23 protein-coding genes, 1 pseudogene and 1 other annotated feature are annotated in these 23,121 nt (G+C 36.2%); of the genes and pseudogenes, 19 read left to right on the top strand and 5 right to left on the bottom strand.

The features are described from left to right. The first annotated feature begins 185 nt into the window (after positions 1-185). The 4 genes from KFD70_RS11445 to KFD70_RS11430 all read left to right on the top strand — a co-directional run bounded on the left by KFD70_RS11445 (position 186) and on the right by KFD70_RS11430 (position 5,931). Positions 186-875 (top strand): 23S rRNA pseudouridine(2604) synthase RluF, encoded by a 690-nt coding sequence (locus KFD70_RS11445; protein ID WP_336450310.1) that lies wholly within the window; start codon positions 186-188, stop codon positions 873-875. 121 nt (positions 876-996) lie between these two features. Further along, positions 997-1,248 (top strand) — a binding site (T-box leader). Between the two features lie 121 nt (positions 1,249-1,369). Next, entirely contained in the window at positions 1,370-2,695 is a 1,326-nt protein-coding gene (brnQ6, locus tag KFD70_RS11440) for a branched-chain amino acid transport system II carrier protein BrnQ6 (protein ID WP_336450309.1), read from the top strand. A gap of 152 nt (positions 2,696-2,847) precedes the next feature. Then, on the top strand, positions 2,848-4,638 hold the full coding sequence (locus tag KFD70_RS11435) for a cation:proton antiporter (RefSeq protein ID WP_336450308.1): 1,791 nt from the start codon (positions 2,848-2,850) through the stop codon (positions 4,636-4,638). 93 nt (positions 4,639-4,731) lie between these two features. Beyond that, positions 4,732-5,931 (top strand): class I SAM-dependent rRNA methyltransferase, encoded by a 1,200-nt coding sequence (locus KFD70_RS11430; protein ID WP_336450307.1) that lies wholly within the window; start codon positions 4,732-4,734, stop codon positions 5,929-5,931. A gap of 70 nt (positions 5,932-6,001) precedes the next feature. Here the strand turns inward: KFD70_RS11430 and KFD70_RS11425 are convergent, their stop codons facing one another. Together KFD70_RS11425 and KFD70_RS11420 are read right to left on the bottom strand one after the other, a co-directional pair. Beyond that, the gene (locus KFD70_RS11425) at positions 6,002-6,196 is read right to left on the bottom strand and encodes a YwbE family protein (RefSeq protein ID WP_336450306.1); all 195 of its coding nucleotides are present in this window, start codon (positions 6,194-6,196) and stop codon (positions 6,002-6,004) included. Further along, a complete protein-coding gene (locus tag KFD70_RS11420; protein ID WP_336450305.1) occupies positions 6,197-6,370 on the bottom strand; it encodes a hypothetical protein in 174 nt (57 codons plus the stop codon). It lies immediately after the preceding gene. Positions 6,371-6,540: 170 nt separating this feature from the next. Between KFD70_RS11420 and KFD70_RS11415 the strand changes: the two genes are divergently transcribed. The 8 genes from KFD70_RS11415 to KFD70_RS11380 all read left to right on the top strand — a co-directional run bounded on the left by KFD70_RS11415 (position 6,541) and on the right by KFD70_RS11380 (position 12,691). Beyond that, a complete protein-coding gene (locus KFD70_RS11415; protein ID WP_336450304.1) occupies positions 6,541-7,233 on the top strand; it encodes a response regulator transcription factor in 693 nt (230 codons plus the stop codon). A gap of 1 nt (position 7,234) precedes the next feature. Beyond that, the gene (locus tag KFD70_RS11410; RefSeq protein WP_336450303.1) at positions 7,235-8,170 is read left to right on the top strand and encodes an ATP-binding protein; all 936 of its coding nucleotides are present in this window, start codon (positions 7,235-7,237) and stop codon (positions 8,168-8,170) included. Between the two features lie 122 nt (positions 8,171-8,292). Continuing rightward, positions 8,293-9,216 (top strand): ABC transporter ATP-binding protein, encoded by a 924-nt coding sequence (locus KFD70_RS11405; RefSeq protein ID WP_336450302.1) that lies wholly within the window; start codon positions 8,293-8,295, stop codon positions 9,214-9,216. Next, complete coding sequence (locus KFD70_RS11400; protein WP_336450301.1) at positions 9,209-9,889, top strand: ABC transporter permease; 681 nt, start codon at positions 9,209-9,211, stop codon at positions 9,887-9,889. Before KFD70_RS11405 ends, KFD70_RS11400 begins: the two co-directional genes overlap by 8 nt. A 47-nt stretch (positions 9,890-9,936) precedes the next feature. Next, the gene (locus KFD70_RS11395; protein WP_336450300.1) at positions 9,937-10,641 is read left to right on the top strand and encodes an ABC transporter permease; all 705 of its coding nucleotides are present in this window, start codon (positions 9,937-9,939) and stop codon (positions 10,639-10,641) included. A 55-nt stretch (positions 10,642-10,696) separates the two neighbouring features. After that, positions 10,697-11,566 (top strand): DUF4097 family beta strand repeat-containing protein, encoded by an 870-nt coding sequence (locus tag KFD70_RS11390; RefSeq protein WP_336450299.1) that lies wholly within the window; start codon positions 10,697-10,699, stop codon positions 11,564-11,566. A gap of 23 nt (positions 11,567-11,589) precedes the next feature. Continuing rightward, positions 11,590-11,946, top strand: coding sequence for a hypothetical protein (locus KFD70_RS11385; RefSeq protein ID WP_336450298.1), 357 nt, complete (start codon positions 11,590-11,592; stop codon positions 11,944-11,946). A 52-nt stretch (positions 11,947-11,998) separates the two neighbouring features. Next, positions 11,999-12,691, top strand: coding sequence for an ABC transporter permease (locus KFD70_RS11380; RefSeq protein ID WP_336450297.1), 693 nt, complete (start codon positions 11,999-12,001; stop codon positions 12,689-12,691). Between the two features lie 61 nt (positions 12,692-12,752). Here KFD70_RS11380 and KFD70_RS11375 read toward each other — a convergent pair whose 3' ends face one another. After that, positions 12,753-13,256, bottom strand: a complete 504-nt coding sequence (locus tag KFD70_RS11375) for a DinB family protein (RefSeq protein WP_336450296.1) — start codon at positions 13,254-13,256, stop codon at positions 12,753-12,755. A 124-nt stretch (positions 13,257-13,380) separates the two neighbouring features. Between KFD70_RS11375 and KFD70_RS11370 the strand changes: the two are divergent. Beyond that, a pseudogene (locus KFD70_RS11370) lies at positions 13,381-13,530 on the top strand (sigma factor); the annotation flags it as partial. 262 nt (positions 13,531-13,792) lie between these two features. Here KFD70_RS11370 and fhuB read toward each other — a convergent pair. Together fhuB and KFD70_RS11360 are read right to left on the bottom strand one after the other, a co-directional pair. After that, positions 13,793-15,829 (bottom strand): Fe(3+)-hydroxamate ABC transporter permease FhuB, encoded by a 2,037-nt coding sequence (gene fhuB, locus KFD70_RS11365; RefSeq protein ID WP_336450295.1) that lies wholly within the window; start codon positions 15,827-15,829, stop codon positions 13,793-13,795. Positions 15,830-15,836: 7 nt separating this feature from the next. Next, positions 15,837-16,811 (bottom strand): ABC transporter substrate-binding protein, encoded by a 975-nt coding sequence (locus KFD70_RS11360; protein ID WP_336450294.1) that lies wholly within the window; start codon positions 16,809-16,811, stop codon positions 15,837-15,839. A 543-nt stretch (positions 16,812-17,354) separates the two neighbouring features. Between KFD70_RS11360 and KFD70_RS11355 the strand changes: the two genes are divergently transcribed. From KFD70_RS11355 to trxA, 6 genes are all read left to right on the top strand, one after another. Then, complete coding sequence (locus KFD70_RS11355; protein WP_336450293.1) at positions 17,355-19,046, top strand: long-chain-fatty-acid--CoA ligase; 1,692 nt, start codon at positions 17,355-17,357, stop codon at positions 19,044-19,046. A gap of 114 nt (positions 19,047-19,160) precedes the next feature. Next, on the top strand, positions 19,161-19,748 hold the full coding sequence (gene fadR, locus KFD70_RS11350; protein ID WP_431613198.1) for a fatty acid metabolism transcriptional regulator FadR: 588 nt from the start codon (positions 19,161-19,163) through the stop codon (positions 19,746-19,748). Positions 19,749-19,759: 11 nt separating this feature from the next. Then, entirely contained in the window at positions 19,760-20,536 is a 777-nt protein-coding gene (locus KFD70_RS11345) for an enoyl-CoA hydratase (RefSeq protein WP_336450291.1), read from the top strand. A gap of 78 nt (positions 20,537-20,614) precedes the next feature. Further along, positions 20,615-21,388: an electron transfer flavoprotein subunit beta gene (gene etfB / locus KFD70_RS11340; RefSeq protein WP_174098805.1), complete on the top strand. Its 774-nt coding sequence runs from the start codon at positions 20,615-20,617 to the stop codon at positions 21,386-21,388. A gap of 36 nt (positions 21,389-21,424) precedes the next feature. Further along, positions 21,425-22,402 (top strand): electron transfer flavoprotein subunit alpha, encoded by a 978-nt coding sequence (gene etfA, locus KFD70_RS11335; RefSeq protein WP_336450290.1) that lies wholly within the window; start codon positions 21,425-21,427, stop codon positions 22,400-22,402. Between the two features lie 392 nt (positions 22,403-22,794). Further along, the gene (trxA, locus tag KFD70_RS11330) at positions 22,795-23,109 is read left to right on the top strand and encodes a thioredoxin (protein WP_097898333.1); all 315 of its coding nucleotides are present in this window, start codon (positions 22,795-22,797) and stop codon (positions 23,107-23,109) included. Positions 23,110-23,121: the final 12 nt, after the last annotated feature.

Here is a 23,121-nt window from a genome sequence, read left to right as displayed (position 1 = left end):
AACCATTATGTTTATGGACAAACTTGCAAAAGTATTGTTAGCTTGTTGCGGCATATTTTTTGTGATTGGGGTTATTTATTTAGTGGTTTTTGCGAAGTAAGAGAGCGTCAATCTCAGCATGATTATACCGTCTGAGATTGATGCTTTTTCTTTTCGGATAATCTATAAGAAAAAAGGAACAAACAATGAAAATTAACCAATTTATAAGCGAAGCACGTTCCTGCTCAAGGCGAGAAACAGATCGTCTCATTAAAGCAGGACGCGTGGCAATTAACGGTGAAATTTGTACGCATGGTGCGATTGTTACGACGGATGATATTGTATCGATTGATGGTAAAGCGATTGAAAAAGAGGATAAAGAAAAAATCTATATTGCCTTCCATAAACCTGTTGGGATTACTTGTACGGCTGCGGAACATATTGAAGGAAACATCATTGATTATATTAATCACCCGGAGAGAATCTTTCCAGTTGGTCGCTTAGATAAAGCGTCAGAGGGGCTAATTTTACTGACAAATGACGGGGCAATTGCCAATCAAATCTTACACGGTGACCATGAGCATGAAAAAGAATATATTGTAACAGTTGATAAGCCGTTTACAGATTGGTTTATTGATGGAATGAGCCGCGGTGTGAAGATTAAAGATGGGATGACAAAACCATGTGAAGTGACAAGAGTAGATCACTCGATATTTCGAATTGTTTTAACGCAAGGGATGAATAGACAGATTCGCCGAATGAGCCGTGCATTTGGATATACAGTAACGAAGCTACAACGGGTACGCATTATGAATATTAAGCTTGACAGGTTAGAGGTTGGAAAGTGGCGAAACCTCACAGAGAGGGAATTGCAAGAACTACTGAAGCAACTATGAAATCCTGGAGAAAGAGTATACTCTTTCTCTTTTTTTATTTTTTTGTCAGAAAAAATAAAACTGTTGATTTTTTTAAAAATAGCCCATATAATAAAAAACAACAAGATTCGACAATATATTTTGAAAAGTAATGATGAGGACACGAGTTATTTTTTACGATTCTCAGAGAGGGAAGCCTTAGGCTGTGAGCTTCCTAATACGAAAAGATACACTTACCACCTCTAAACTTCAAGAGTGAACTGCATGATGCATTGTAATTCTTGGCGGATAAAACCGTTATCAATTTACACGAGCTATAAAATGAGTTTATTTTGTTATAGATTCATTTTATTAGAATAAGGGTGGAACCACGATTTCAACACTCGTCCCTTTGTTAGGGACGGGTGTTTTTTGCGTTCTTTTATAGGGGAAGTAGGATTGAAAGAGGAAATGTAACGAGTTTATATTTCTGAATATTTCGTCTGTTTAATGATTTTTTAGGAGGTAGAGAAAAAATGAAATCATCTTTAAAATTATCTGAGATATTTGCGATAAGCTTAATGTTATTTGCGTTATTCTTCGGTGCAGGTAATATGATTTTCCCGCCAGCATTAGGACAAGGTGCTGGAACAGATGTATGGATTGCATTGTTTGGTTTTGTGATTACAGGTGTAGGGCTTCCTTTACTGGGAGTAATCGCCATTGCTTTAAAAGGAGATATCAACTCACTCGCAGGTCGCGTACATCCGTTATTTTCACTTGTTTTTATCGTAGCGATTTATTTATGCTTAGGTGTATTTGTTAGTGTACCCCGTACAGGAACTGTTGCTTATGAAATGGCAGTTGCTCCATTTTTACCAAATTCAGTCGCTGGTGCGGGTTATCCACTTGTTATGTTTACATTTATTTTCTTTGCAGTGACTTTTTATTTGGCACTAAATCCTTCGAAACTAGTAGGACGTATTGGAAAAGTATTAACACCAATTTTATTAGCTATAATTGCAGTTATTGTAGTAAAAGCACTTATTTCACCGATGGGTGAGTTTGGAGCACCAACAGAAACATATAAAGACCCACTTTTCAAAGGGTTTATTGATGGATATTTAACTTTAGATGGATTAGCAGCACTTGTTTTCGGAAATGTGGTGATCAATACTTTAAAAGGAAAAGGAATTACAAACAAGAAAAGTATTGCAAAAGTAACAATTGTTGCAGGGATTATTGCAGCGCTTGGTTTACTGATTATTTACTTAGCACTTGCTTATCTCGGAGCTTCTAGTGTATCCCTTGGTATGGGAGAAAACGGTGGCGTTATTTTAACAAACGTTGTTCATCATTTATTCGGAAGTTACGGGACACTACTACTTGGATTAGCAATTGCAGCTGCATGTTTAACAACTTCTGTTGGGATTGTCGCAGCTTGTGGAGAATATTTCTCAGCATTACTATCAAAGCTTTCTTATCAAAAAGTTGTGTTCATCTTCTGCGTATTAGCATTTATGGTAGCAAATCTAGGTTTAACACAATTAAATGCATTAGCGTTACCAATTTTAATTGCAATCTATCCAATTGGAATCGTGTTAATCGTATTATCGCTAATTGAAAATTACATTCGTATTCCGCTAGCGATGTTTGTGGGTGGTATTGTAGGAGCGTTTGTTATTAGCTTCTTTGATGGTTTAAATAATGCGCATATTCAAATTGCAGCATTAGCGCCGATTTTAGAAAAAGTTCCGCTTTATAGTGTAGGAATCGGGTGGCTCATTCCAGGAATGATTGGTATGTTTGTTGGATATGTCGTTTCTGTTTTTCAAAAGGGAGACATCGTTGTAGAGAAGTAAGTGAGAGGAGTTTTCCTGAAAGAGGAAAGCTCCTTTTTCATTTGACTAAATAGTTAATAAGGTTATATATTATTAAAACAAAACAAAAATGAACTATATGCAAAGTATGGATTAGGCTATGCTTTCGCAATACTATGAATAAGGAGGGCATTATGGTTGAATCATTGTTACTTAGTATCGTTATTATTGTTACATTAGGAATTGCATCACAGTGGACAGCGTGGCGTTATCAGCTTCCTGCTATTGTTGTAATGGCAATTGCAGGGTTATTAATTGGTCCTGTGTTTGGTATTATCAACCCAAAAGAGGTACTCGGTGATATTTTTAGCCCGCTCGTATCACTTTCAGTAGCAATTATATTATTTGAAGGAAGTTTAAGTTTAGATATTCGTGAACTTAGAGGATTATCGAAACCGGTGTTTCGCATTGTTACACTTGGAGCGTTTATCGCTTGGATTGCAGGGTCATTAGCCGCGCATTATGTTGCGGGGTTAGACTGGGCAGTTGCTTTTATTATTGGAGGACTGTTTATCGTAACAGGACCAACAGTAATTATTCCATTATTAAGGCAAGCAAAGTTAAAATCAAGAACCGCAGCCATTTTAAAATGGGAAGGTATTATTGTAGACCCATTTGGTGCATTGCTTGCTGTATTTGCTTTTCAAATTGTCAATTTCTTAACGAAAGAAAGTGTACATTTACAGACATTGCTGTACTTCTTTGCGGGTTCTATCTTTGCAACGGTATTAGGGTATATCTTTGGAATATTTATGAGTTATATGATTTTAAAAGGGAAAATACCAGAATATTTAAAGGCACCGATTCTGCTTGTGACAGTACTACTATGCTTTGGTATTACAGATGAAGTGATGCATGAAACGGGTATGTTAGCAGTAACAGTAATGGGAATTACGCTTGCCCGTATGAAAAAATATATTTCATCCATTGGTGATATTCGTCATTTCAATGAAAATATTTCAGTACTACTAACATCGACAGTCTTTATCATCTTAACGGCGTCACTTCCAAGAACGACAATTATGGAGATCTTTAGTTGGCCAATTATTAGTTTTGTACTCATGATGTTATTCGTTGTTCGTCCGTTATCCATTTGGGTATCGACGATTGGAACAGAATTAACAAAACCAGAACGTGCATTAGTTGGCTGGATTGCACCGAGAGGAATTGTAGCATTAACAGTATCAAGTTACTTTGCAACGGAGTTATTACAAGAAGGCTATCAAGATGCTTCTATATTAACAGCACTTACATTTGCACTAGTTATTACGACTGTTTGTGCTCATGGATTTTCTATCGGATTTCTAGCAAAAAAATTGGGGCTTGCTAATACACAGCCACCAGGAATCTTAATTTCAGGGGCTAGTAAATTTTCTGCGGCATTTGGTGTTCATTGTAAGGAGATGGGGATTCCAACGCTAATCGTTGATGTATCAGAAGAACATTTGCAATGTGCAAGGGAAAAAGGGCTTAAGACATATAATGGTCAAGTGCTCTCAGAACAACTGCAATTTGAAGTAGACATGAATCAGTATGAATACTTAATTGCCGTTACAGATACGGATTCGTATAACGTTTTAGTAGCAAACACGTATGTACCACAGTTTGGCCATCATAATACATTTTTGTTACCGATTCATGATGTGGAAAAGATTGCACAGGAACGTATTTCACTTTCGAAAAAGGCGCATTTATTATTTGGAGAAGATGAAATTTATGAAGAACTAAATAGAAAAATGGAATCAGGTTATAAGTTTAAAACGATTCAAGTAGAGCAAGAACAAAAAATTAACAAGGAAGAGAGGGAATCCGAAGACGTACTACTATTTATTCGTCATAGTGATGGTAGTCTTACTTTCTCAACATTATTTAAATATATAACAGTTATGCCGGGTGACGAGCTAGTTGTACTCGCAAAGCAATAATATGGTATAGTGAAACGAGGCTGTTTTTTCGGTCTCGTTTTTTAAATGCTTCCTACTTGATAGAAAGCATTCAAATGGAAAGGAAGACATTACATGCGATCAGAAGTAACTGTAAAGATAAAACCGAAATTTATAAAAGAAATCAAAAGTGGTTATCCACTTATTTTAAAAGATGCAATTCAAAACTTACATGATATACGTGAAGAGGGACAAATCATCAAAATTGTCGATGAGAAGAACCAATTTCTTGGAAAAGGATACTATGGAAAGCAAAATAAAGGATACGGTTGGATTTTAACGCGAAAAGAAAAAGAGAGCATTGACCAATCTTTTTTTGAAAGCAAAATAAAATCAGCGTTACATAAGAGAAAAAGCTTTTATAAATCAAATGATACAACAGCATTCCGTGTTGTAAATGGTGAAGGCGATGGTCTCGGTGGTTTAATCATTGATTATTATGATGGCTATTACGTAATAAGCTGGTATAGTGAAGGGATTTACACTTTTAGAAATGAAATTGTCGGTGCACTTCAAAAAGTAACAAACTTTAAAGGGATTTATGAGAAGAAGCGTTTTGATACAAAAGGAAAATATATTGAAGATGACGACTTTGTAGCTGGAGAGCGCGGTGAGTTCCCAATCATTGTGAAAGAGAACGGTGTAAACTTTGCGGTGTATTTAAATGACGGAGCAATGGTTGGCGTATTCTTAGATCAGCGTAACGTGCGAAAACAAATTCGTGATACATATGCGAAGGGAAAAACAGTATTAAATATGTTCTCTTATACAGGTGCATTCTCTGTATTTGCAGCGCTTGGCGGAGCAACAAAAACAACAAGTGTTGACCTTGCAAATCGTAGCTTAAGTAAAACAATTGAACAATTTAGCGTAAATGGCATCGATTACGAAGCACAAGATATTATCGTAGAAGATGTATTTCATTATTTTAAATACGCAGCGAAGAAACAAATGAAATTTGATATGGTCGTATTAGATCCTCCGAGCTTTGCACGTTCTAAAAAATATACATTTAGTGCAGCGAAAGATTATAAGAATTTATTAAAAGAAACAATCGCTATTACAGAAAATAACGGTATTATTGTTGCTTCTACAAACTGTAGTACGTTCGATATGAAAAAGTTTAAAGGTTTTATCGACACCGCTTTTAAAGAAATGAACGGGAAATACAAAATATTAGAAGAACATTCACTGCCAGAAGATTTCCGTACGATTGATCAATTTAAAGAAGGTAACTACTTAAAAGTAGTCTTTATCGAAAAAATGAAAGGCTAATGAAAATAGAATAGCGTCATATCGGTTCGAACAGAAAAAAGGAGCTCAATTTCAAAGTGAGCTCCTTTTCTTATTGAACAATATGCTGTACTCTGCCAACTTGTCCATCTTGCAATCGCACTTTAATGCCGTGCGGGTGAGATGGCGAGTTTGTCAAAATGTCTTTTACAATCCCTCGAGTGAGTGTACCAGTACGTTGATCTTTCTTTAAGACAATGTCAACTTCAAGGCCTGGTGAAATATTAGATCGTTTTTGTCCGTTCATTTACACACCTGTGCGTCTGCGTTGGTTATTTGGCTTTTTTGTTTGCTGGTTTTGTAGTTTTTTCGTTGCTTGACTTTTGTTTTTCGCATTTGCGCCATTTCCATTCCCTTGCTTTTTCTTTGCAAGTTGTTCACGCATTAAATCAGCTAAGCTTACTTTTTTATTTTCTGACATGGTAAGTCTCCTTTATATAAAGTGAAATTGTGCATATTAGTAGTGAATTTTATCATATCATTGTTGAGGAAGGAAGGAAAGTTGGATTGAATTTTCGAATAATTCTTTTCAGTTTTAGTTCCTTCAGTTACAATTAAATTGTTAATGTTTGTAAAAAAGGAGATAGAAACATGCCACATCATATTTTACTAGTAGAAGACGATCTATCCATTCGTGAGATGGTAGAAAACTATTTAACCAAAGAAGGATTTGTTATCATAACAGCTTGTGACGGAGAAGAAGCTGTTATTAAGTTTGCAAAAGAAAGGTTTGATTTAATCATTCTCGATATCATGATGCCAAAGCTAGATGGTTTAGAGGTTGTAAGAATCATTCGCGAAAAAAGCGCTGTGCCGATCTTAATGATGTCTGCAAAAGATACAGATGTGGATAAAGCAATCGGTTTAGGCCTCGGGGCAGACGATTACATCTGTAAACCATTCTCTATGATTGAACTGGCAGCACGGGTTAAGGCAAGCATTCGAAGATCGACAAAGTATTCAGCTGCAGAGCAGAAAGAAGAAATAATTAAGATTGGTGATTTGAAAATTGATCCGATCAACTTTATCGTGCAAAAAAGAGAAAAACAGTTAAAACTTACTTTGAAAGAGTTTGAGATTTTAAAATTATTTGTGAAGAATCAAAATCGTGTATTTACAAAAGCGCAAATCTATAATCTTATTTGGAATGAAGAATATTATGGTGATGATAATGTAATTAATGTTCATATGAGAAGATTGCGTGAAAAGATTGAAGATGATCCATCTAATCCAAAGTATATTAAAACACTATGGGGCATTGGCTACAAGCTGGAAGTGATATAGTATGGTCACTCTTTTGACAATCGTTATTTGCATTTTAGTAGGTGTGATTTACCTTCAATATAGAATGCAGAAAAGTAAAAGCGCAAATTTACGTTATACATATGAAAAGTTGCAAGAGATTGTAGCAAAACAAACAGGTGAGAAATTATTAGTGATGACGGATGAGAAAGAACTACAAAAATTATTAGTAGCGATTAATCATTTATTAGATGCAAAACAAAAAACGAATGCCGATCATGCGAAAGTAGAGATCTCCATGCGAAAAATGCTTTCTAATATCTCACATGATTTAAAAACACCACTCACTGTTATTCTTGGGTATATAGAAATGTTAAATACAGATAAAACGATGAACAAAGAAGAACAACAAGTATTATTAGAAAAGGTACATATAAAAACGTTAGAAGTTATGGAACTCATTCATAAGTTCTTTGATTTGACAAAATTAGAATCTGGAGATAAAGCAATTGAAATGACAAAGGTGAATATGAATGAAGTGTGCCGAGAGCGAATTTTATCGTTTTATGATTTATTGACGACGAAAGGATTTGAGGTGCATATCGATATACCGGAGAAAAATGTATACGCACTTGGAAATGCTGAAGTATTGGGACGGGTGCTAAATAATTTAATCTCCAATGCGATTGCGTACGGATATGATGGTAAAACACTTGGCATGGCATTAAGAGATGATGATAGGTATGTGTATGTTGATGTATGGGACCGCGGGAAGGGAATTGATGAATCTCATATTGATAAAGTATTTGAACGGATGTACACGTTAGAAGATTCGAGAAATAGGTTGTATCAAGGAAGCGGCCTTGGACTTACGATTACGAAAAGACTTGTGGAAGCGTTAGGTGGAGAAATTCATCTTTTTAGTAAGCCATATGAGAAAACAGTATTTACAATTGTGCTGAAGAAAATGAAATTTTAGCTTGTAGAAAAGAGGGTTCTACAAGCTTTTTTGAATTAAGGAATTTGTAAGGAATGGGTAAGAGAAAAGAGACATTCATTGACTATAATAGGAATATAAGATGATGCGAAAGGGGAAACAGTATGACATATATATTAAAAACAAACCAATTAACAAAAGTGTTTTACGGAAAAGAAGTAATTTCCGGGGTCAACATGCATGTGAAAAAAGGAGAAATTTACGGGTTTTTAGGACCAAATGGTGCTGGTAAAACAACGATTATGAAGATGATTACTAATTTAATAAAACCGACGAGTGGGGATATTGAAATCTTTGGTGAGAAGTTAACAGATACATCTTATGAAGTGTTAAAACGCATGGGAACGATTATAGAGTATCCTATTTTTTATGAAAAATTAACAGCTCAGGAAAATTTACATCTCCATTGCGAATATATGGGTTACTACGATAAGAAAGGAATTGAGCATGCATTAGATCTTGTCAATTTACACAACGTGGAGAATAAAAAGGTGAAAGACTTTTCACTAGGGATGAAACAAAGATTAGGAATTGCCAGAGCGATTTTGACGAAACCTGAGTTATTAATTTTAGATGAACCAATCAACGGTTTAGATCCAATCGGGATTAGAGAATTACGTGATTTATTTAAAATGCTTTGTAAAGAATATGGAATTACTCTATTAGTCTCTAGTCACATTTTAGGAGAAATGGAGCAAATGGCAGATACGATTGGTGTGATTCAAAATGGAAAATTGATAAAAGAAGTTTCGATGAAAAGTATTAATGGTAAGCAAACGGAGTATATTGAAATTCACGTTCAAGATGTAAAACGAGCAGCTTATATTTTAGAAAATAAACTTAGCATAACAAACTATAAAATTATGAGTGAGAGTATCATTCGCGTGTATGAAATGACAGAGACGCAACAAGCAATTTCTAAAACGCTGATCATGAATGATATAGAAATTGAAAGTATAAATAAAAAGCATAGCTCATTAGAAGAGTATTTCTTAAATCTTGTAAATGGAGAGGGAATCCATGCTTAATTTAATGAGGCTTGAGCTTATGAAATTTAAGTTGTGGCCGACTATTAGAGGGGCACTCATCGCAATATGTATTGTTTCTATATTTATTCCAGTAATTATTTTTGATGGGGAACTTGATACCTATGAAAGTGCCTTTCAATTTATTGATCGTTTTTCTCGAGCGGTATTTATGATTTTTGGAGCAAGTTTGATTGCAAAATTTATTATTCAAGAGTTTCAAAATAAAACGATGACAGTTATGTTTATGTATCCGATTAATCGAAAAAAAATGATGGCAGCAAAAATTCTTATCATTATTCTGTTTACGCTATGCGCAATGATAATTTCGGAAATTATTCTGTTTAGTTTCGTTTATGTTTTAAATGTATATCATCCAGTAATCATGGAACCGTTAACGGTGGCGATTCTAACTCAGAACGCAGCTACATTATTTTTGAATGCTTTAGCATCAACAGGAATCAGTTTAATCCCACTTTACTTTGGAATGAAAAAGTACTCAGTCCGGACAACATTTGTATCTGCAATTATTATTACGTGTTTATTTGCTTCTAGCTTGAATGGTGAAATTTCGTTATTCAGTTTTATTGTGATACCTATCATGATAGCGTGTATTGGTCTATTTATTGCTTACATGGCCATAAGAAAAATCGAACAAGTGGATTTGTTTAAATAAGGGTAAATAAGTATAGCAAAAAATGTAGTAGATGGGGGAGCAGCGCCATGCTTAAATTGATGAAATTAGAATGGAAAAAACATTGTTTATCTCGCTATTTTAAAGGAGTAACCATTTACAGTATAGCAATTTTTGTTGCGGTCGGTCTCATGGCATGGGGTTCTAATGCTGAGAGTGAGAGGATGTTTCCAGATTATATAGGGTTCATGTCTTTAACAAATATTTTTATTAGAACAACATTTATGATTTTTTCAGCTGTTATTTTATCACGTTTAGTTATTGATGAATACAAAAATAAAACGATGCAATTATTATTTTGCTATCCATTACAACGAAAAAAATTAATGCAAGCTAAGTTAGCGATTGTCTTTGGATTTTGTTTTGGGAGTATCGTTATCTCTACTTTTATTATTAGCATGTTAACATTCTTCTTAAATCCAATGATAGGATTCTTTGAAGCACGTGTTGCTATGGATGAAATGATTGCTACAATTCCAGCTACCTTTATTAGTGCATTTATGATGTCTGGAGTAAGTCTGATTCCTTTATATTTTGGTATGAGAAAAAAGTCAACTCCTACAACGATTACCTCGTCTATAATAATTGGATTATTGATTAACTCAACTGTTTCTAATGGGGAAGGACAGATTAGTTTGTTTGATTTCATTGTAGTGCCGATTGCGTTTTGTCTATTAGGTCTTGCAATTGGCTATCTCTCTTATCACAAAGTGGATAAAATGGATGTGGCTTAAATACAGATACAATCTTGAATAAGATGTGGATTTAAAATGAACTGGGGAGTAAAAAATGAAGAAAATAATGTTAGGTTCTATTTTAATAGTTCTAGTTGCAGGAGTAGTTTTTAGTCTCAAGGAAGTAGGGGCAAAGAGTTTTGAAACAGAAACTTCTTTTATGGTAGATAGCGTAGAAGAAATAGAAATAAATAACGAAAATTGGGATGTTGCGATCAAAAGTGCACAATCAAACAAAGTAGCAATCGCAGTTGAGGGAAAGCAGGAAGATAAGAAGAATGATCCTGTAACAATGAAAAAGGATGGAAAGAAAATTGTTGTGGATCAGAAAGGGCAAAAGGAAGGTTTTGCGGGAGGATTCAGTTTTGGAAAGAAAGGTATTATTTATATTTCCATCCCCAAAAATGGAGTAGATACGATTACATTGAATAATAGTTCTGGTGATATAAAAATGAATGATGTAACAACTAAGAATATTGTATTTTCAAACGAATCTGGTGCTGAAAAGATTGAGGGACTATTAGCAAAAAAAGGTAATTTTACATCAAAAGGTGGGGAACTAAGTTTGAAAAATAGTTCGTTACAGGAACTATCTGTAGCTTCTACTACCGGTGATAACTACCTTACAAATGTAAGGAGCCCTAAGATCAAGGTTACTTCAACAGATGGTGAAGTATTGATTAAAGAGACAATAGAAGGGAAGTCATTACTTATAGAAACAAAATCAGGAGATATTAGTGTGTCTTATAAAGAAGCTCCAACTTCATTACAGCTTGCTGCTAACAGCGACTCATCCGATATAGCAGTGAGTTTAAATGGGTTTAAGAAAAGAACGAATACGGAAAAAACAAAAGAAGGTGTAATTGGTGATGCATCAAATAAGGTGGAGATTTTAAGTAAAAAAGGCACTATATGTATCAAATAATATTCAGAAGAGGTGAATATATCATGCAGAAAAAATCAATTCGTTCCGTCAGTGGCATATTTGCTATGCTGTTTTTTTACTGTACGACGGGACTATTAAGCGTTATTGTTGTTCCAGTTTTGGCAACGATTGCGTACGGTTTCGGTTTTTGTACTGTACTTATATTAATTGCAGGTATTATTCGTTCCTTTGGAGTTACATGGGTACAAATGGATATGGGTCCTGGTTTATCAATTCCTCAGGAGTGGAGCATGGTTTATGCTCTGATCATAGGTGGAATCGTGGGAAGCATCGCCTATTTTAGTTGGAAGTATCTTCGTATTTATTTGAATTTTTTATCGAGAAATTATCGTAAAGTATTACCAATGAATAAACAATAAAATCAAACCGGTGGATTTTTAAAAATAAAATAGATGAACTAAGGGGGATAAAATGCTGCAACTTATAAAGCTAGAAATGAAGAAATCTAAGCTTGGATGGTATATAAAAGGTGCGATTATCGCAAATATAGTGATGATTGCGATGCTATTTTTTGTAAGCTATATGTCACAGATTGAAGGGGATGTAGAACTAGGAAATCCTCAAGGAATTCTTTTAATGGCAAGTGCAATGGTGCGAGGAACATTTATTGTCTTTGCGGGAGTATTAATTGCAAAATTAGTAATTGAAGAATATAAAAACAAAACAATATTACTCATGTTTTCGTATCCAATTAGTCGAAAAAAAATCATTGCTAGTAAGTTATTAATCATAGCAATGCTAACGTTTGTAACAGTTTTATTATCTAATATTTTTGTAATAGGTATCTTCTTTACATTGAATAGTTATATGTTAGTTATTCCGAATACAATAACGGTAGCTGAGTTGATTCAAGAAGGTATAAAAGTGATTCCTTTTGCTATGGCAGCTGCAGGATCAGGGGTAATTCCCTTATATTTTGGTATGCGTAAATACTCTGTTCCAACAACGATTGTTTCTTCCTTACTTGTTGTGATGATTGCATGTCAAAGTCAGCCAGAATTCTCATTAGCAACTTTTCTACCACTTCAATTAGCACTTGCGGCTATTGGTATTATGATTGCTTATTATGGAATTAGAAATATTGAGAAGGAAGATGCGTTATAAAGTTTCACATGAAACAAGTTACAGAAAAAGACAAGGTGCAGTTACCTTGTCTTTTTCGTTATTACATTTTCGGAGCTTCCATCCCGGCAGCTGCCCACTCTTCCTTAGCAGGTCCATAAATACCTGGAACCTGTAACCCAGCTTGACGCATTAAGACAGTCATTTGCCCACGGTGATGATTTTGATGATTAATGAGAGTCATCAAAAAGATAGAGTTTGGCATGGGGCGCCCAAAGAAATCATTAATTGTTGCTAAATCTTTATCAGTCCACTCTGTTTGAAGTGCTTCCACAAAATCCATATTTACTTTGCGATAGCCTTCCGCAATCGTCTTTGCGGAAGTGGGAACAGGATAATCTTTTGTTTCCCCTTCAAACTGTAAACCGGTTCCTGATAGTATCACAGGAATTGCAGTAACGATATGCCAAGCAACTCTGCCTAAAGTCCAATGACCAGGAGCAATCTCTTGTGCCAAAGATTCATCAGTTAATGCATCCAATACCTTTTGTGTAGATTCAGACTCGTATTTCCATGTTGTTAGAAAGCCCTCAATTGTTTGATACATGTTATCCCCCCAATGGTTATATTCATAGAGTAAATTCGTGAAGAGAGGGGTTTTTCCTGCTCTTTTTATCATTTTAACTGAGAAGACGCCTTCCTCTAAACGAAGTGAAGGTGGGGGTAGTTCAATAATTATTTGGTACAACATTGAGAGTTATGATCAAAAGCGAGGGAAATTTAGAAGTTGGCTTATATCTGTTGCGAAGTTTAAAGCGATTGATTTCAAAAGAAAGAGTAATCAAACGTATCGATTACAAGAGTTTCAGCAAGATATATATAGTAATGTATTCATGGGTAATATATTTTTTTTATAAAGCTTATATTAATTTTATCCCGCATTAACGGGCAGTAATACTCCCACCTCAAAATTTGGCGGGAGCAAAGAAGTTAGGTGGGAGATAAACTGCCCGTAAAAGCCCGATTGGTGAGGGCTAATAATCAGTGGGGGATGAAGAAAACCCCCCACTGATTAAAGTTTCACTTTATGCCACACTAATAAAAAACGAAGGCTTCTAAAATAACAGAGGCCTTCGTTTTTTATTAACTAACTTTCTTCCCACTCTTCCTCATTAACCAAAGAAAGTATGGTGCCCCAAGTACAGCAACAACAAGCCCCGAAGGAATTTCTTTCGGGTATGCAATCGTCCGTCCAAGTAAGTCAGCGATGCAGAGCAAAATCGCTCCAAATAGTGCTGAACAAACAAACAATCTTTGGTGATTCATCCCAACAACAATACGTGCTAGGTGTGGTGCAACGAGCCCTAAGAAAGCGATTGTGCCAACAGCGGCAATGTTCACTGAGGCGAGTAATGTTGCTAGGATAATAAGTGCAAAACGTGTTTTGTTTACGCGTTGCCCTAGTCCTGTTGCTAAGTCATCTCCAAGTACGAGAACATCAAGTTGTTTCATTAAGAAGAATATGATTGGTACGAGAATAAGAGATGGATATAAAAGTATATTTTCTAAGTGATTCCATCCTCTTGCGTAAGTACTACCTGATAACCAAGTTAAGGCAGCAGCTACGTTTAAGTTTGCCCTAACGATAAAGATTTGAATAATTGCTGAGCCTAGAGCTGATACACCAATTCCGATTAATGCCAGTGCTGTTGGGCTAAAGCCTGACTTCCATGAAAAGAAGAGGACAATTCCAACTGCAAGTAGTCCGCCAATGAATGCACCGATTGGTAAGAAGACTCCTGGAAGCGCCGGGAAGACATACATAATTGTTAAAGCACCGACACCTGCACCAGATGAAATACCAATGATAGATGGATCGGCAAGCGGATTGCGTAATATTCCTTGAAAGACCAGCCCACTTATTGCAAGACATGCCCCAGCGACAGCCGCAACGAGCATTCTTGGCAAGCGAAGGTTCATCATCATATTTTGATCAAATTGTGTAAGTTGTCCTGTTATTACATTTGTTATGCTTTCTATGTAAGCATTGCTACCGATTACAACGCCAAGAGCAATTGTTACAACGCCAAGTATCATAGATATGATGAGTACTTTTCTATAAGAGAAATAGCGTGAGCTAGCACCAGCTGTATTTGCTCCATTATCATTCATATATTGTTTTGATTTCATCATGCGATAAACTAAGTAAATGAGCCATGGCGAACCAATCATTGCAGTAACAGCACCAACCGGAAGTTCAGCGCCAGTTGGGTCTATTAATCTACCAACAACATCTGCTCCAAGTAACAAAATAGCCCCCCATAAGAAAGAGGAGAGAAGTAGTGGGAAATGTTGGCGATAGCCGATCAGGCGCATTAAATGTGGTGCAACTAAGCCAACAAAACCGATTGGTCCAACAACTGTTACAACGACTGCTGTTAAAAAAATCGCAGCAATAAAAGCAATAAAACGTGTTACTTCTGTTTTTTCTCCAAGTGAAACAGCAACATCATCACCTAAAAGAAGCACATTTAATTTACGTGACATAAACAATGCAGCAAGAAAGGCACAGACAACAAATGGAACCGCAAATTGAACACCATCCCAGTTATTTTGTACAAGTGACCCTGCGCCCCAAAGGAATAGTCCTGCGGTTTCGTTTTCATAAAAAAGTTGCATCGTTCCGGTAAAAGCAGAGAGCATTAAAGTGACAACCATACCTGCTAATGCCATACGTAGTGGTGTTCCCTTTCTGCCGCCGGAAATACGATATACGAACAAAGCGGTTACTGCTCCTCCAATAAATGTGAATAGAAGCGATTGGCCTTGTAAGTATTCCGGTAAAAAGATAGTAGCAGCAATTAAAAAGAAATATGCTCCTGAATGAATTCCCATTGTACTTGCCTCAGCAAGTGGATTTTTCGTTAAGGTTTGTAAAATAACGCCTGATGCAGCGAGCGCGCCACCAGCTAAAATAGCAATAGCGGCCCGTGGCAAACGCAGCATAATTAAGGTTTGATGTTCAAGAGATTGATTTGGCGAAAAGAGAGCATCCATAATCATGCTGTAAGAAATATTTGCTTGTCCTTGTCCGATATGAATAAAGAAAAGGAGAAGCAAGAGAGATGCTCCTCCTCCGAATACAAGACTTGCTCGAAGTGTATGTTGTAAGTTATTCATTATGCCATCACTTCTTCGCTGTCATTACATCTGCAACTTGTTTTGCTAATGATTTTGCAGATTCAGGGCCACCGAAGATCCAAGTGTCGCCTTTTAGTTTATACATTTTGTTTTCTTTTTTGAATTTTAATTCTTCCCATGCTGGGTTACCTTTTAGTTGGTTATCAAAGATGTTATCATCATCAGCTACGATGTATAAGAAGTTTGCATCTTGTACATTTTGCAATGCTTCTACAGTTGTTTGCTTGAAGCCGTCTGGCTCAGATTTACCAGGTTCAAATGCATTTGTTAAACCTAATTTTTTCGTAATTTGTATCGCTGTAGAGTTGTCCGTTAGCAGACGGAATGTTGGAACATTTTTTGCTGTAAATGATTGTGTTAAGACAATATTTTTATCTTTTAAGTTAGCTTTTTCAATTTTTGCTTTTGCATCAGCAAATGTCTTGTCCATATCTGCTAATACTTTTTTACCTTGCTCTTCTTTTCCAACTGCTTTTGCAATTTGTTTAAATGTTTCTGTCATTTCAGCGAAGTGGTCGTTATTGCTTGTTGATGGATCGAACATAATTGTTGGTGCAATTTGTTCTAATTCATTTTTAATTGCTTTACTACGGAATGAAGCTGTAATAATTAAGTCTGGTTTTAAGCGGTTAATTTCTTCTAAGTTTGGTTGTTGGCGTGTACCGACATCCACAACATCTTTATTTGGTTTTGTTTCTGTATTCACCCATTTATTATAATTTTTAATATCAGCCATCCCGACAGGTTGAACGCCAAGTGCTAATAAATCTTCTGCATATACCCACTCAAGTACAACAACTTTTTTCGCTGGTTTATCTAACTTTGTTTCACCTTCAGCGTGTTTAATTGTTATAGCTTGTTTTTTATCATCTGTTTTTACTTCTTTCTTCTCTTCTTTTTGTTGTCCACATCCCACAACGAATAGAAGGATGACCATAAAAATACTAAGAACCTTTTTCATCTTTTTCCCCCAAATGAATTATTTTGAAATGATATATAATCTTCCTTCAATTGAAAAAGATTATCAGTTTCAACACGGAAATCATACTATGAAGGCTTTTATAGTGTCAATCCTTTTCTTTCTATTCAGATAAAAAAATCTCTTTAGAATATGGAGGGATTTGTTTGCTACTATAACGCTTTCAAAATGGGATTTGTAAATGAGCCTTTAAGAAGAGTAGGAGAAGGGCGGAAAGTATAAAATAATTAGGATGTTATTATGTATAAATATAAATTTTAAAATGCACATCCTTTTTTCTATGTATCCGTGATTTGTATGTTGAACAACCGAAACGGAAGGAGAAACAAAAAATATAGAATAAGGAAATAAACCAAAATATTTTCATTTGACAATAATATAAACAGTTATAGAGTTACAATGGAATAGTTATATAAAAGTCAGAATATTATGATTGTAACGTGATTGTGACTATAATATAATGAAAACAATCATCATGAATGGACATTCATTTTATTCTTGTAAGAGCAGGAAGGGGGAATGGGGATGGAAAAACCTTGGTTACAAAGTTATCCTGAGGAAATTCCACATACAATTTCTTATGATATTCAGCCGCTTCACGTATATTTACAGCAGATGTCTACGCGGTATCCAGAAAAGAAAGCGCTTCACTTTTTAGGTAAGGATATTACATTTTCAGAGCTAAATAGTAAGGTGAAACAATTTGCCAATTATCTGCGTAAGCTTGGTGTGAGAAAAGGTGATCGAGTTGCAATTATGTTACCAAATTGTCCGCAAGCTGTAATTGGATATTATGGTACATTGCTCGCAGGTGGTATTGTTGTACAAACAAATCCTCTTTATACAGAGAGAGAACTACAATATCAGCTCCATGATTCTGGAGCGAAAGTTATTCTTTGTCTCGATTTAGTCTTTCCGAAAGTTATCGATGTCCAGTCTGCTACAAAGGTTGAGCACGTTATCGTAACCCGCATTGCAGATTTTTTACCATTTCCAAAAAACTTAATTTATCCATTTGTACAAAAAAAGCAAACAAACCTCGTTGTAAAAGTAACTGAAAGTGAAACGATTCATGTTTGGAAATCAGTAGAAAGAGAAAGTGATGCAAGTGTAGAAGTACCCTGTGATCCTGAAAATGATTTAGCACTCCTGCAATATACAGGAGGTACAACAGGATTTCCGAAAGGAGTCATGTTAACGCACAAAAATCTTGTATCGAATACATTGATGGGTGTGCATTGGCTATATAACTGTGAAGAAGGAGAAGAAGTAATTCTCGGTGTCCTTCCATTTTTCCATGTGTACGGGATGACAGCTGTGATGAATTTAACTGTTATGCAAGGATACAAAATGGTAATTGTTCCGAAGTTTGATATGAAAATGGTGTTTGAAGCGATTAAAAAGCATAAAGTGACACTATTTCCAGGAGCTCCAACGATTTATATTGCCCTTTTAAATAGTCCTTTGCTTCAGGAATATGATATTTCATCGATTCGTGCTTGTATTAGTGGTTCTGCTCCGCTTCCAGTAGAGGTACAAGAGAAGTTTGAAAAGATTACAGGCGGTAAGCTCGTAGAAGGATATGGACTGACAGAATCATCTCCAGTCACACATAGCAATTTCTTATGGGAAAAACGTGTGCCGGGAAGCATTGGCGTCCCGTGGCCAGATACAGATGCTCGCATTATGTCACTTGAAACTGGAGAATCGTTACCACCAGGAGAAATTGGTGAAATTGTTGTGAGAGGTCCGCAAATAATGAAGGGATACTGGAATAAGCCTGAGGAAACAGCGGCCGTATTACAGGATGGTTGGTTACACACGGGTGATGTCGGCTATATGGATGAAGATGGATTTTTCTATATAAAAGATCGTAAGAAAGACATGATTGTTGCTAGTGGATTCAATGTTTATCCGCGTGAAGTAGAAGAAGTATTATATGAGCATGAAAAGGTGCAGGAAGTGGTTGCGATTGGTGTCCCAGATCCATATCGTGGTGAGACTGTGAAAGTATTTGTTGTATTAAAAGAAGATGAAGTTTGTTCTGAAGAAGAGTTAGATCAGTTTGCTCGCAAATATTTGGCCGCTTATAAAGTGCCAAAAGTATATGAGTTTCGGAGCGAGTTGCCCAAAACAACAGTTGGGAAAATTTTACGACGTGTCCTTATAGATGAAGAGAAGAAAAAGAAAGAGAACGAGGATGAGCAAACGGGCTAAAGGCCCTTTCTTTTTGAAAATATAGGATATAGGATTGACAATTTTTAAAATAGTCAGTATTATTGGATTATGAATGATTATTCATTCAGTCATCTTCTTGAAGGGGACAGTAAAGTGAAAAAAAATCGACCAAAATATAACCAAATTATTGATGCGGCGGTTATTGTGATTGCAGAAAATGGATACCATCAAGCGCAGGTTTCTAAAATTGCGAAGCAAGCTGGCGTTGCTGATGGAACTATTTATTTATATTTTAAAAATAAAGAAGATATACTTATATCCTTATTCCAAGAGAAGATGGGAGAATTTATCGAAACAATTCGTCAAAAAACAGCAGGAATTGAAAGCGCTGTAGCGAAGTTATTTATGTTGGTAGAAACGCACTTCTTGCTGTTGTCGCAAAATGATCCTCTTGCTATCGTTACTCAACTAGAGCTTCGGCAATCCAACCAAGACCTGCGCTTCAAAATAAATGAAGTGTTAAAAGGATATTTACAAGTCATTGATGAAATTTTGGAAACAGGTGTAAGACAAGGAGAATTCAGGGCGGATTTAAATGTTCGCGTAGCAAGACAAATGATCTTCGGAACAGTAGATGAAGTTGTGACCAATTGGGTAATGAGCGATCATAAATATGATTTGGTCGCACTTTCAAAAACGGTACATGGGCTGCTTGTTTCAGCTTGTGGTTATCGTCAATAATGGGAGGGATCATGTTGAAATTCCTATCTGTAACAGTAGAAGACCATATCGCGGTGGCGACATTAAATCATCCGCCAGCTAATGCTATGTCTTCACAAGTTATGCATGACGTTACTGAGTTAATTGATCAAGTCGAAAAGGATGAAAATGTCCGCGTTGTTGTTCTTCATGGCGAAGGACGCTTCTTCTCAGCAGGAGCAGATATTAAAGAGTTTACTTCTGTTGAGGAAGCGAAACAAGCGACAGAGTTAGCACAGCTTGGACAAGTTACGTTTGAGCGTGTAGAAAAGTGTTCAAAACCAGTTATTGCGGCAATTCATGGAGCGGCACTTGGTGGTGGCCTTGAATTCGCTATGTCTTGCCACATGCGCTTTGTAACTGAAAGTGCAAAGCTTGGTTTACCAGAGTTAACGCTTGGATTGATTCCTGGCTTTGCAGGTACACAGCGTTTGCCACGCTACGTTGGTAAAGCGAAGGCTTGTGAAATGATGTTAACAAGTGCACCGATTACAGGGGCACAAGCGTTAGAATGGGGACTTGTTAATGATGTATTCCCTGAAGAGTCGCTTTTAGAGGATACTCTTCAAATTGCAAAACAAATTGCTAGTAAAAGCCCAGCGACAACTCGTGCTGTATTAGAGTTATTACAAACAACAAAATCATCTCATTATTATGAAGGTGTGCAGCGTGAGGCGCAAATATTTGGGGAAGTGTTTACGAGTGAAGATGGAAGAGAAGGTGTAGCGGCATTTTTAGAAAAACGCAAACCTTCATTTAGTGGTAGGTAGTTCGAATTATTTTTTAATATAAATTAACAGAATATTAAAATTGATGGAATCTTTCTGAAAAACAAGGGGGTAAATGGAATGAACATCTACGTACTCATGAAACGAACATTTGATACAGAAGAGAAAATCGCAATTAAAAACGGTGCAATTTATGATGGCGAAGCGGAATTCATCATCAACCCTTACGATGAATATGCGATTGAAGAAGCAATTCAAGTAAGAGACGCACAAGGCGGTGAAATTACAGTTGTAACAGTCGGCGGTGTAGACAGTGAAAAAGAACTTCGCACTGCGCTAGCGATGGGCTGTGATAAAGCGGTATTAATTAATATTGAAGATGATGTTGAGAATGGTGACCAATTTACAACAGCGAAAGTGCTTGTTGAGTACTTAAAAGATAAAGAAGCAGACTTAATTTTAGCTGGAAACGTAGCGATTGATGGCGCGTCTGGACAAGTTGGACCTCGTGTAGCTGAAGCGCTAAATATTCCATATGTAACAACAATTACGAAGCTTGAAATTAACGGTACAAGCGTGAAAATTGAGCGCGATGTTGAAGGTGATACTGAAGTCATTGAAACATCATTACCGCTTTTAGTAACAGCACAACAAGGGTTAAATGAACCTCGTTATCCATCGCTTCCAGGTATTATGAAAGCGAAGAAAAAACCACTTGAAGAACTAGAATTAGATGATTTAGATTTAGAGGAAGTTGATGTGGAAGCAAAGACAAAAACAATTGAAATCTATTTGCCTCCTAAGAAAGATGCAGGAAAAGTGTTACAAGGCGAGCTGCAAGATCAAGTAAAAGAACTTGTATCGTTGCTCCATACAGAAGCGAAAGTAATCTAATAAAATACGAAATTATATATGCAGGAGGGAAAATCTATGGCTCGTAAAGTATTAGTAATGGGTGAAGTTCGTGACGGATCACTACGCAACGTTTCATTTGAGGCAGTAGCAGCAGCAAAAACAATTGCAGAAGGCGGTGAAGTAGTTGGTCTTCTAGTTGGAGAGAGCGTTGCATCTTTTGCAAATGAATTGATTCATTACGGTGCAGATCGCGTTGTGACAGTTGAAAATGATAAATTAAAATCATATACATCCGATGGCTATGCACAAGCGTTTCTTGGTGTGTATGCTGAGGAAAAGCCTGAAGGAATCGTATTTGGGCACACGGCGCTTGGTAAAGATTTATCGCCAAAGCTAGCTGCAAAACTTGAAGCTGGCCTTGTTTCCGACGTCACTGCATTAGAAGTAGCGGGTGGTAATGTTGTATTTACACGCCCAATTTACTCTGGTAAAGCGTTTGAGAAGAAGATTGTCACAGATGGCATTTTATTTGCGACAGTACGTCCAAATAACATTACGCCACTAGAAAAGGATGAAGCGCGTACAGGTGATGTGTCTTCTATTACAGTTGATGTAAAAGATTTACGTACAATCATTCAAGACGTTGTGCGTAAAACGGCAGAAGGTGTAGATCTTTCAGAAGCGAAAGTTATTATTGCTGGTGGACGCGGCGTGAAAAGTGAAGATGGTTTTAAACCGTTAAAAGAATTAGCAGATGTATTAGGCGGTGCTGTTGGAGCATCACGTGGTGCGTGTGACGCAGAGTATTGCGATTACTCATTACAAATTGGACAAACAGGTAAAGTTGTTACGCCAGACTTATATATTGCATGCGGTATTTCCGGCGCAATTCAACATTTAGCAGGTATGTCTAACTCGAAAGTAATCGTTGCAATTAATAAAGATCCAGAAGCAAGTATCTTCAAAGTAGCTGACTATGGTATTGTGGGCGACTTATTTGAAGTGGTTCCTTTATTAACAGAAGAGTTTAAAAAGTTAAAAGTGCATTCTTAATTTGAGTAACCCTTGAGTTCCAAGTGAAATACCCCTATATATAGAAAAAACGAGAGGTCCCCTGCCTCTCGTTTTTTTACATGTATTTCTATCTGATATATAATTCGCGGCTATGAAAACAAAAGAAGATTTGTACTCATTTTCTCTTGTTGTTTTTACTTGGCGTGGGGCTAAAAAAGGATCTGACCGCTTCTATGCATGGTTGGATACTCTCTTCCATCTAAAAAAGAAAGGTTTTATGTCGTTTTTTTATTTGATATCTATATAGCTTGTATTTTTATATAGTATAAAGGAACCCTTTTTTGTTACAATACATAACGATACATAATATTCGCCACGTATATAACTTAATGATATACTTTTGGTAGAATACACTTGAAGGAGGAAATAAAATGGCAATTGTAAACGCAACTGACCAAAACTTCGCAGCTGAAACTAGCGAAGGTATTGTATTATTAGATTTCTGGGCACCATGGTGTGGACCTTGTAAAATGATCGCTCCTGTATTAGAGGAAATCGATGCAGAATTAGGCGAAAAAGTAAAAGTAGTAAAAGTAGACGTTGATGAAAACCAAGAAACTGCTCGCCAATTTGAAGTAATGAGCATTCCATCTCTTTTCGTATTAAAAGATGGTAAAGTGGTTGACCAAGCGTTAGGCTATAAACCAAAAGAAGCGTTAGTAGAATTAGTTTCTAAACACTTCTAATCGGAAAAGCTG

It is taken from the genome of Bacillus pfraonensis, assembly GCF_050768835.1.
GTDB classification, from domain to species: Bacteria; Bacillota; Bacilli; order Bacillales; family Bacillaceae_G; genus Bacillus_A; species Bacillus_A pfraonensis.
The sequence above is the reverse complement of the archived record's forward strand: the minus strand, read 5'-3'. Positions and strand labels throughout refer to the sequence as shown.

Excerpts from the sequence above, each read along its gene's own strand:
- KFD70_RS11445 (WP_336450310.1), top strand. The coding sequence starts at position 186 with ATGAAAATTAACCAATTTATAAGCGAAGCACGTTCCTGCTCAAGGCGA.
- brnQ6 (WP_336450309.1), top strand. The coding sequence starts at position 1,370 with ATGAAATCATCTTTAAAATTATCTGAGATATTTGCGATAAGCTTAATG.
- KFD70_RS11435 (WP_336450308.1), top strand. The coding sequence starts at position 2,848 with ATGGTTGAATCATTGTTACTTAGTATCGTTATTATTGTTACATTAGGA.
- KFD70_RS11430 (WP_336450307.1), top strand. The coding sequence starts at position 4,732 with ATGCGATCAGAAGTAACTGTAAAGATAAAACCGAAATTTATAAAAGAA.
- KFD70_RS11425 (WP_336450306.1), bottom strand. The coding sequence starts at position 6,196 with ATGAACGGACAAAAACGATCTAATATTTCACCAGGCCTTGAAGTTGAC.
- KFD70_RS11420 (WP_336450305.1), bottom strand. The coding sequence starts at position 6,370 with ATGTCAGAAAATAAAAAAGTAAGCTTAGCTGATTTAATGCGTGAACAA.
- KFD70_RS11415 (WP_336450304.1), top strand. The coding sequence starts at position 6,541 with ATGCCACATCATATTTTACTAGTAGAAGACGATCTATCCATTCGTGAG.
- KFD70_RS11410 (WP_336450303.1), top strand. The coding sequence starts at position 7,235 with ATGGTCACTCTTTTGACAATCGTTATTTGCATTTTAGTAGGTGTGATT.
- KFD70_RS11405 (WP_336450302.1), top strand. The coding sequence starts at position 8,293 with ATGACATATATATTAAAAACAAACCAATTAACAAAAGTGTTTTACGGA.
- KFD70_RS11400 (WP_336450301.1), top strand. The coding sequence starts at position 9,209 with ATGCTTAATTTAATGAGGCTTGAGCTTATGAAATTTAAGTTGTGGCCG.
- KFD70_RS11395 (WP_336450300.1), top strand. The coding sequence starts at position 9,937 with ATGCTTAAATTGATGAAATTAGAATGGAAAAAACATTGTTTATCTCGC.
- KFD70_RS11390 (WP_336450299.1), top strand. The coding sequence starts at position 10,697 with ATGAAGAAAATAATGTTAGGTTCTATTTTAATAGTTCTAGTTGCAGGA.
- KFD70_RS11385 (WP_336450298.1), top strand. The coding sequence starts at position 11,590 with ATGCAGAAAAAATCAATTCGTTCCGTCAGTGGCATATTTGCTATGCTG.
- KFD70_RS11380 (WP_336450297.1), top strand. The coding sequence starts at position 11,999 with ATGCTGCAACTTATAAAGCTAGAAATGAAGAAATCTAAGCTTGGATGG.
- KFD70_RS11375 (WP_336450296.1), bottom strand. The coding sequence starts at position 13,256 with ATGTATCAAACAATTGAGGGCTTTCTAACAACATGGAAATACGAGTCT.
- fhuB (WP_336450295.1), bottom strand. The coding sequence starts at position 15,829 with ATGAATAACTTACAACATACACTTCGAGCAAGTCTTGTATTCGGAGGA.
- KFD70_RS11360 (WP_336450294.1), bottom strand. The coding sequence starts at position 16,811 with ATGAAAAAGGTTCTTAGTATTTTTATGGTCATCCTTCTATTCGTTGTG.
- KFD70_RS11355 (WP_336450293.1), top strand. The coding sequence starts at position 17,355 with ATGGAAAAACCTTGGTTACAAAGTTATCCTGAGGAAATTCCACATACA.
- KFD70_RS11345 (WP_336450291.1), top strand. The coding sequence starts at position 19,760 with ATGTTGAAATTCCTATCTGTAACAGTAGAAGACCATATCGCGGTGGCG.
- etfB (WP_174098805.1), top strand. The coding sequence starts at position 20,615 with ATGAACATCTACGTACTCATGAAACGAACATTTGATACAGAAGAGAAA.
- etfA (WP_336450290.1), top strand. The coding sequence starts at position 21,425 with ATGGCTCGTAAAGTATTAGTAATGGGTGAAGTTCGTGACGGATCACTA.
- trxA (WP_097898333.1), top strand. The coding sequence starts at position 22,795 with ATGGCAATTGTAAACGCAACTGACCAAAACTTCGCAGCTGAAACTAGC.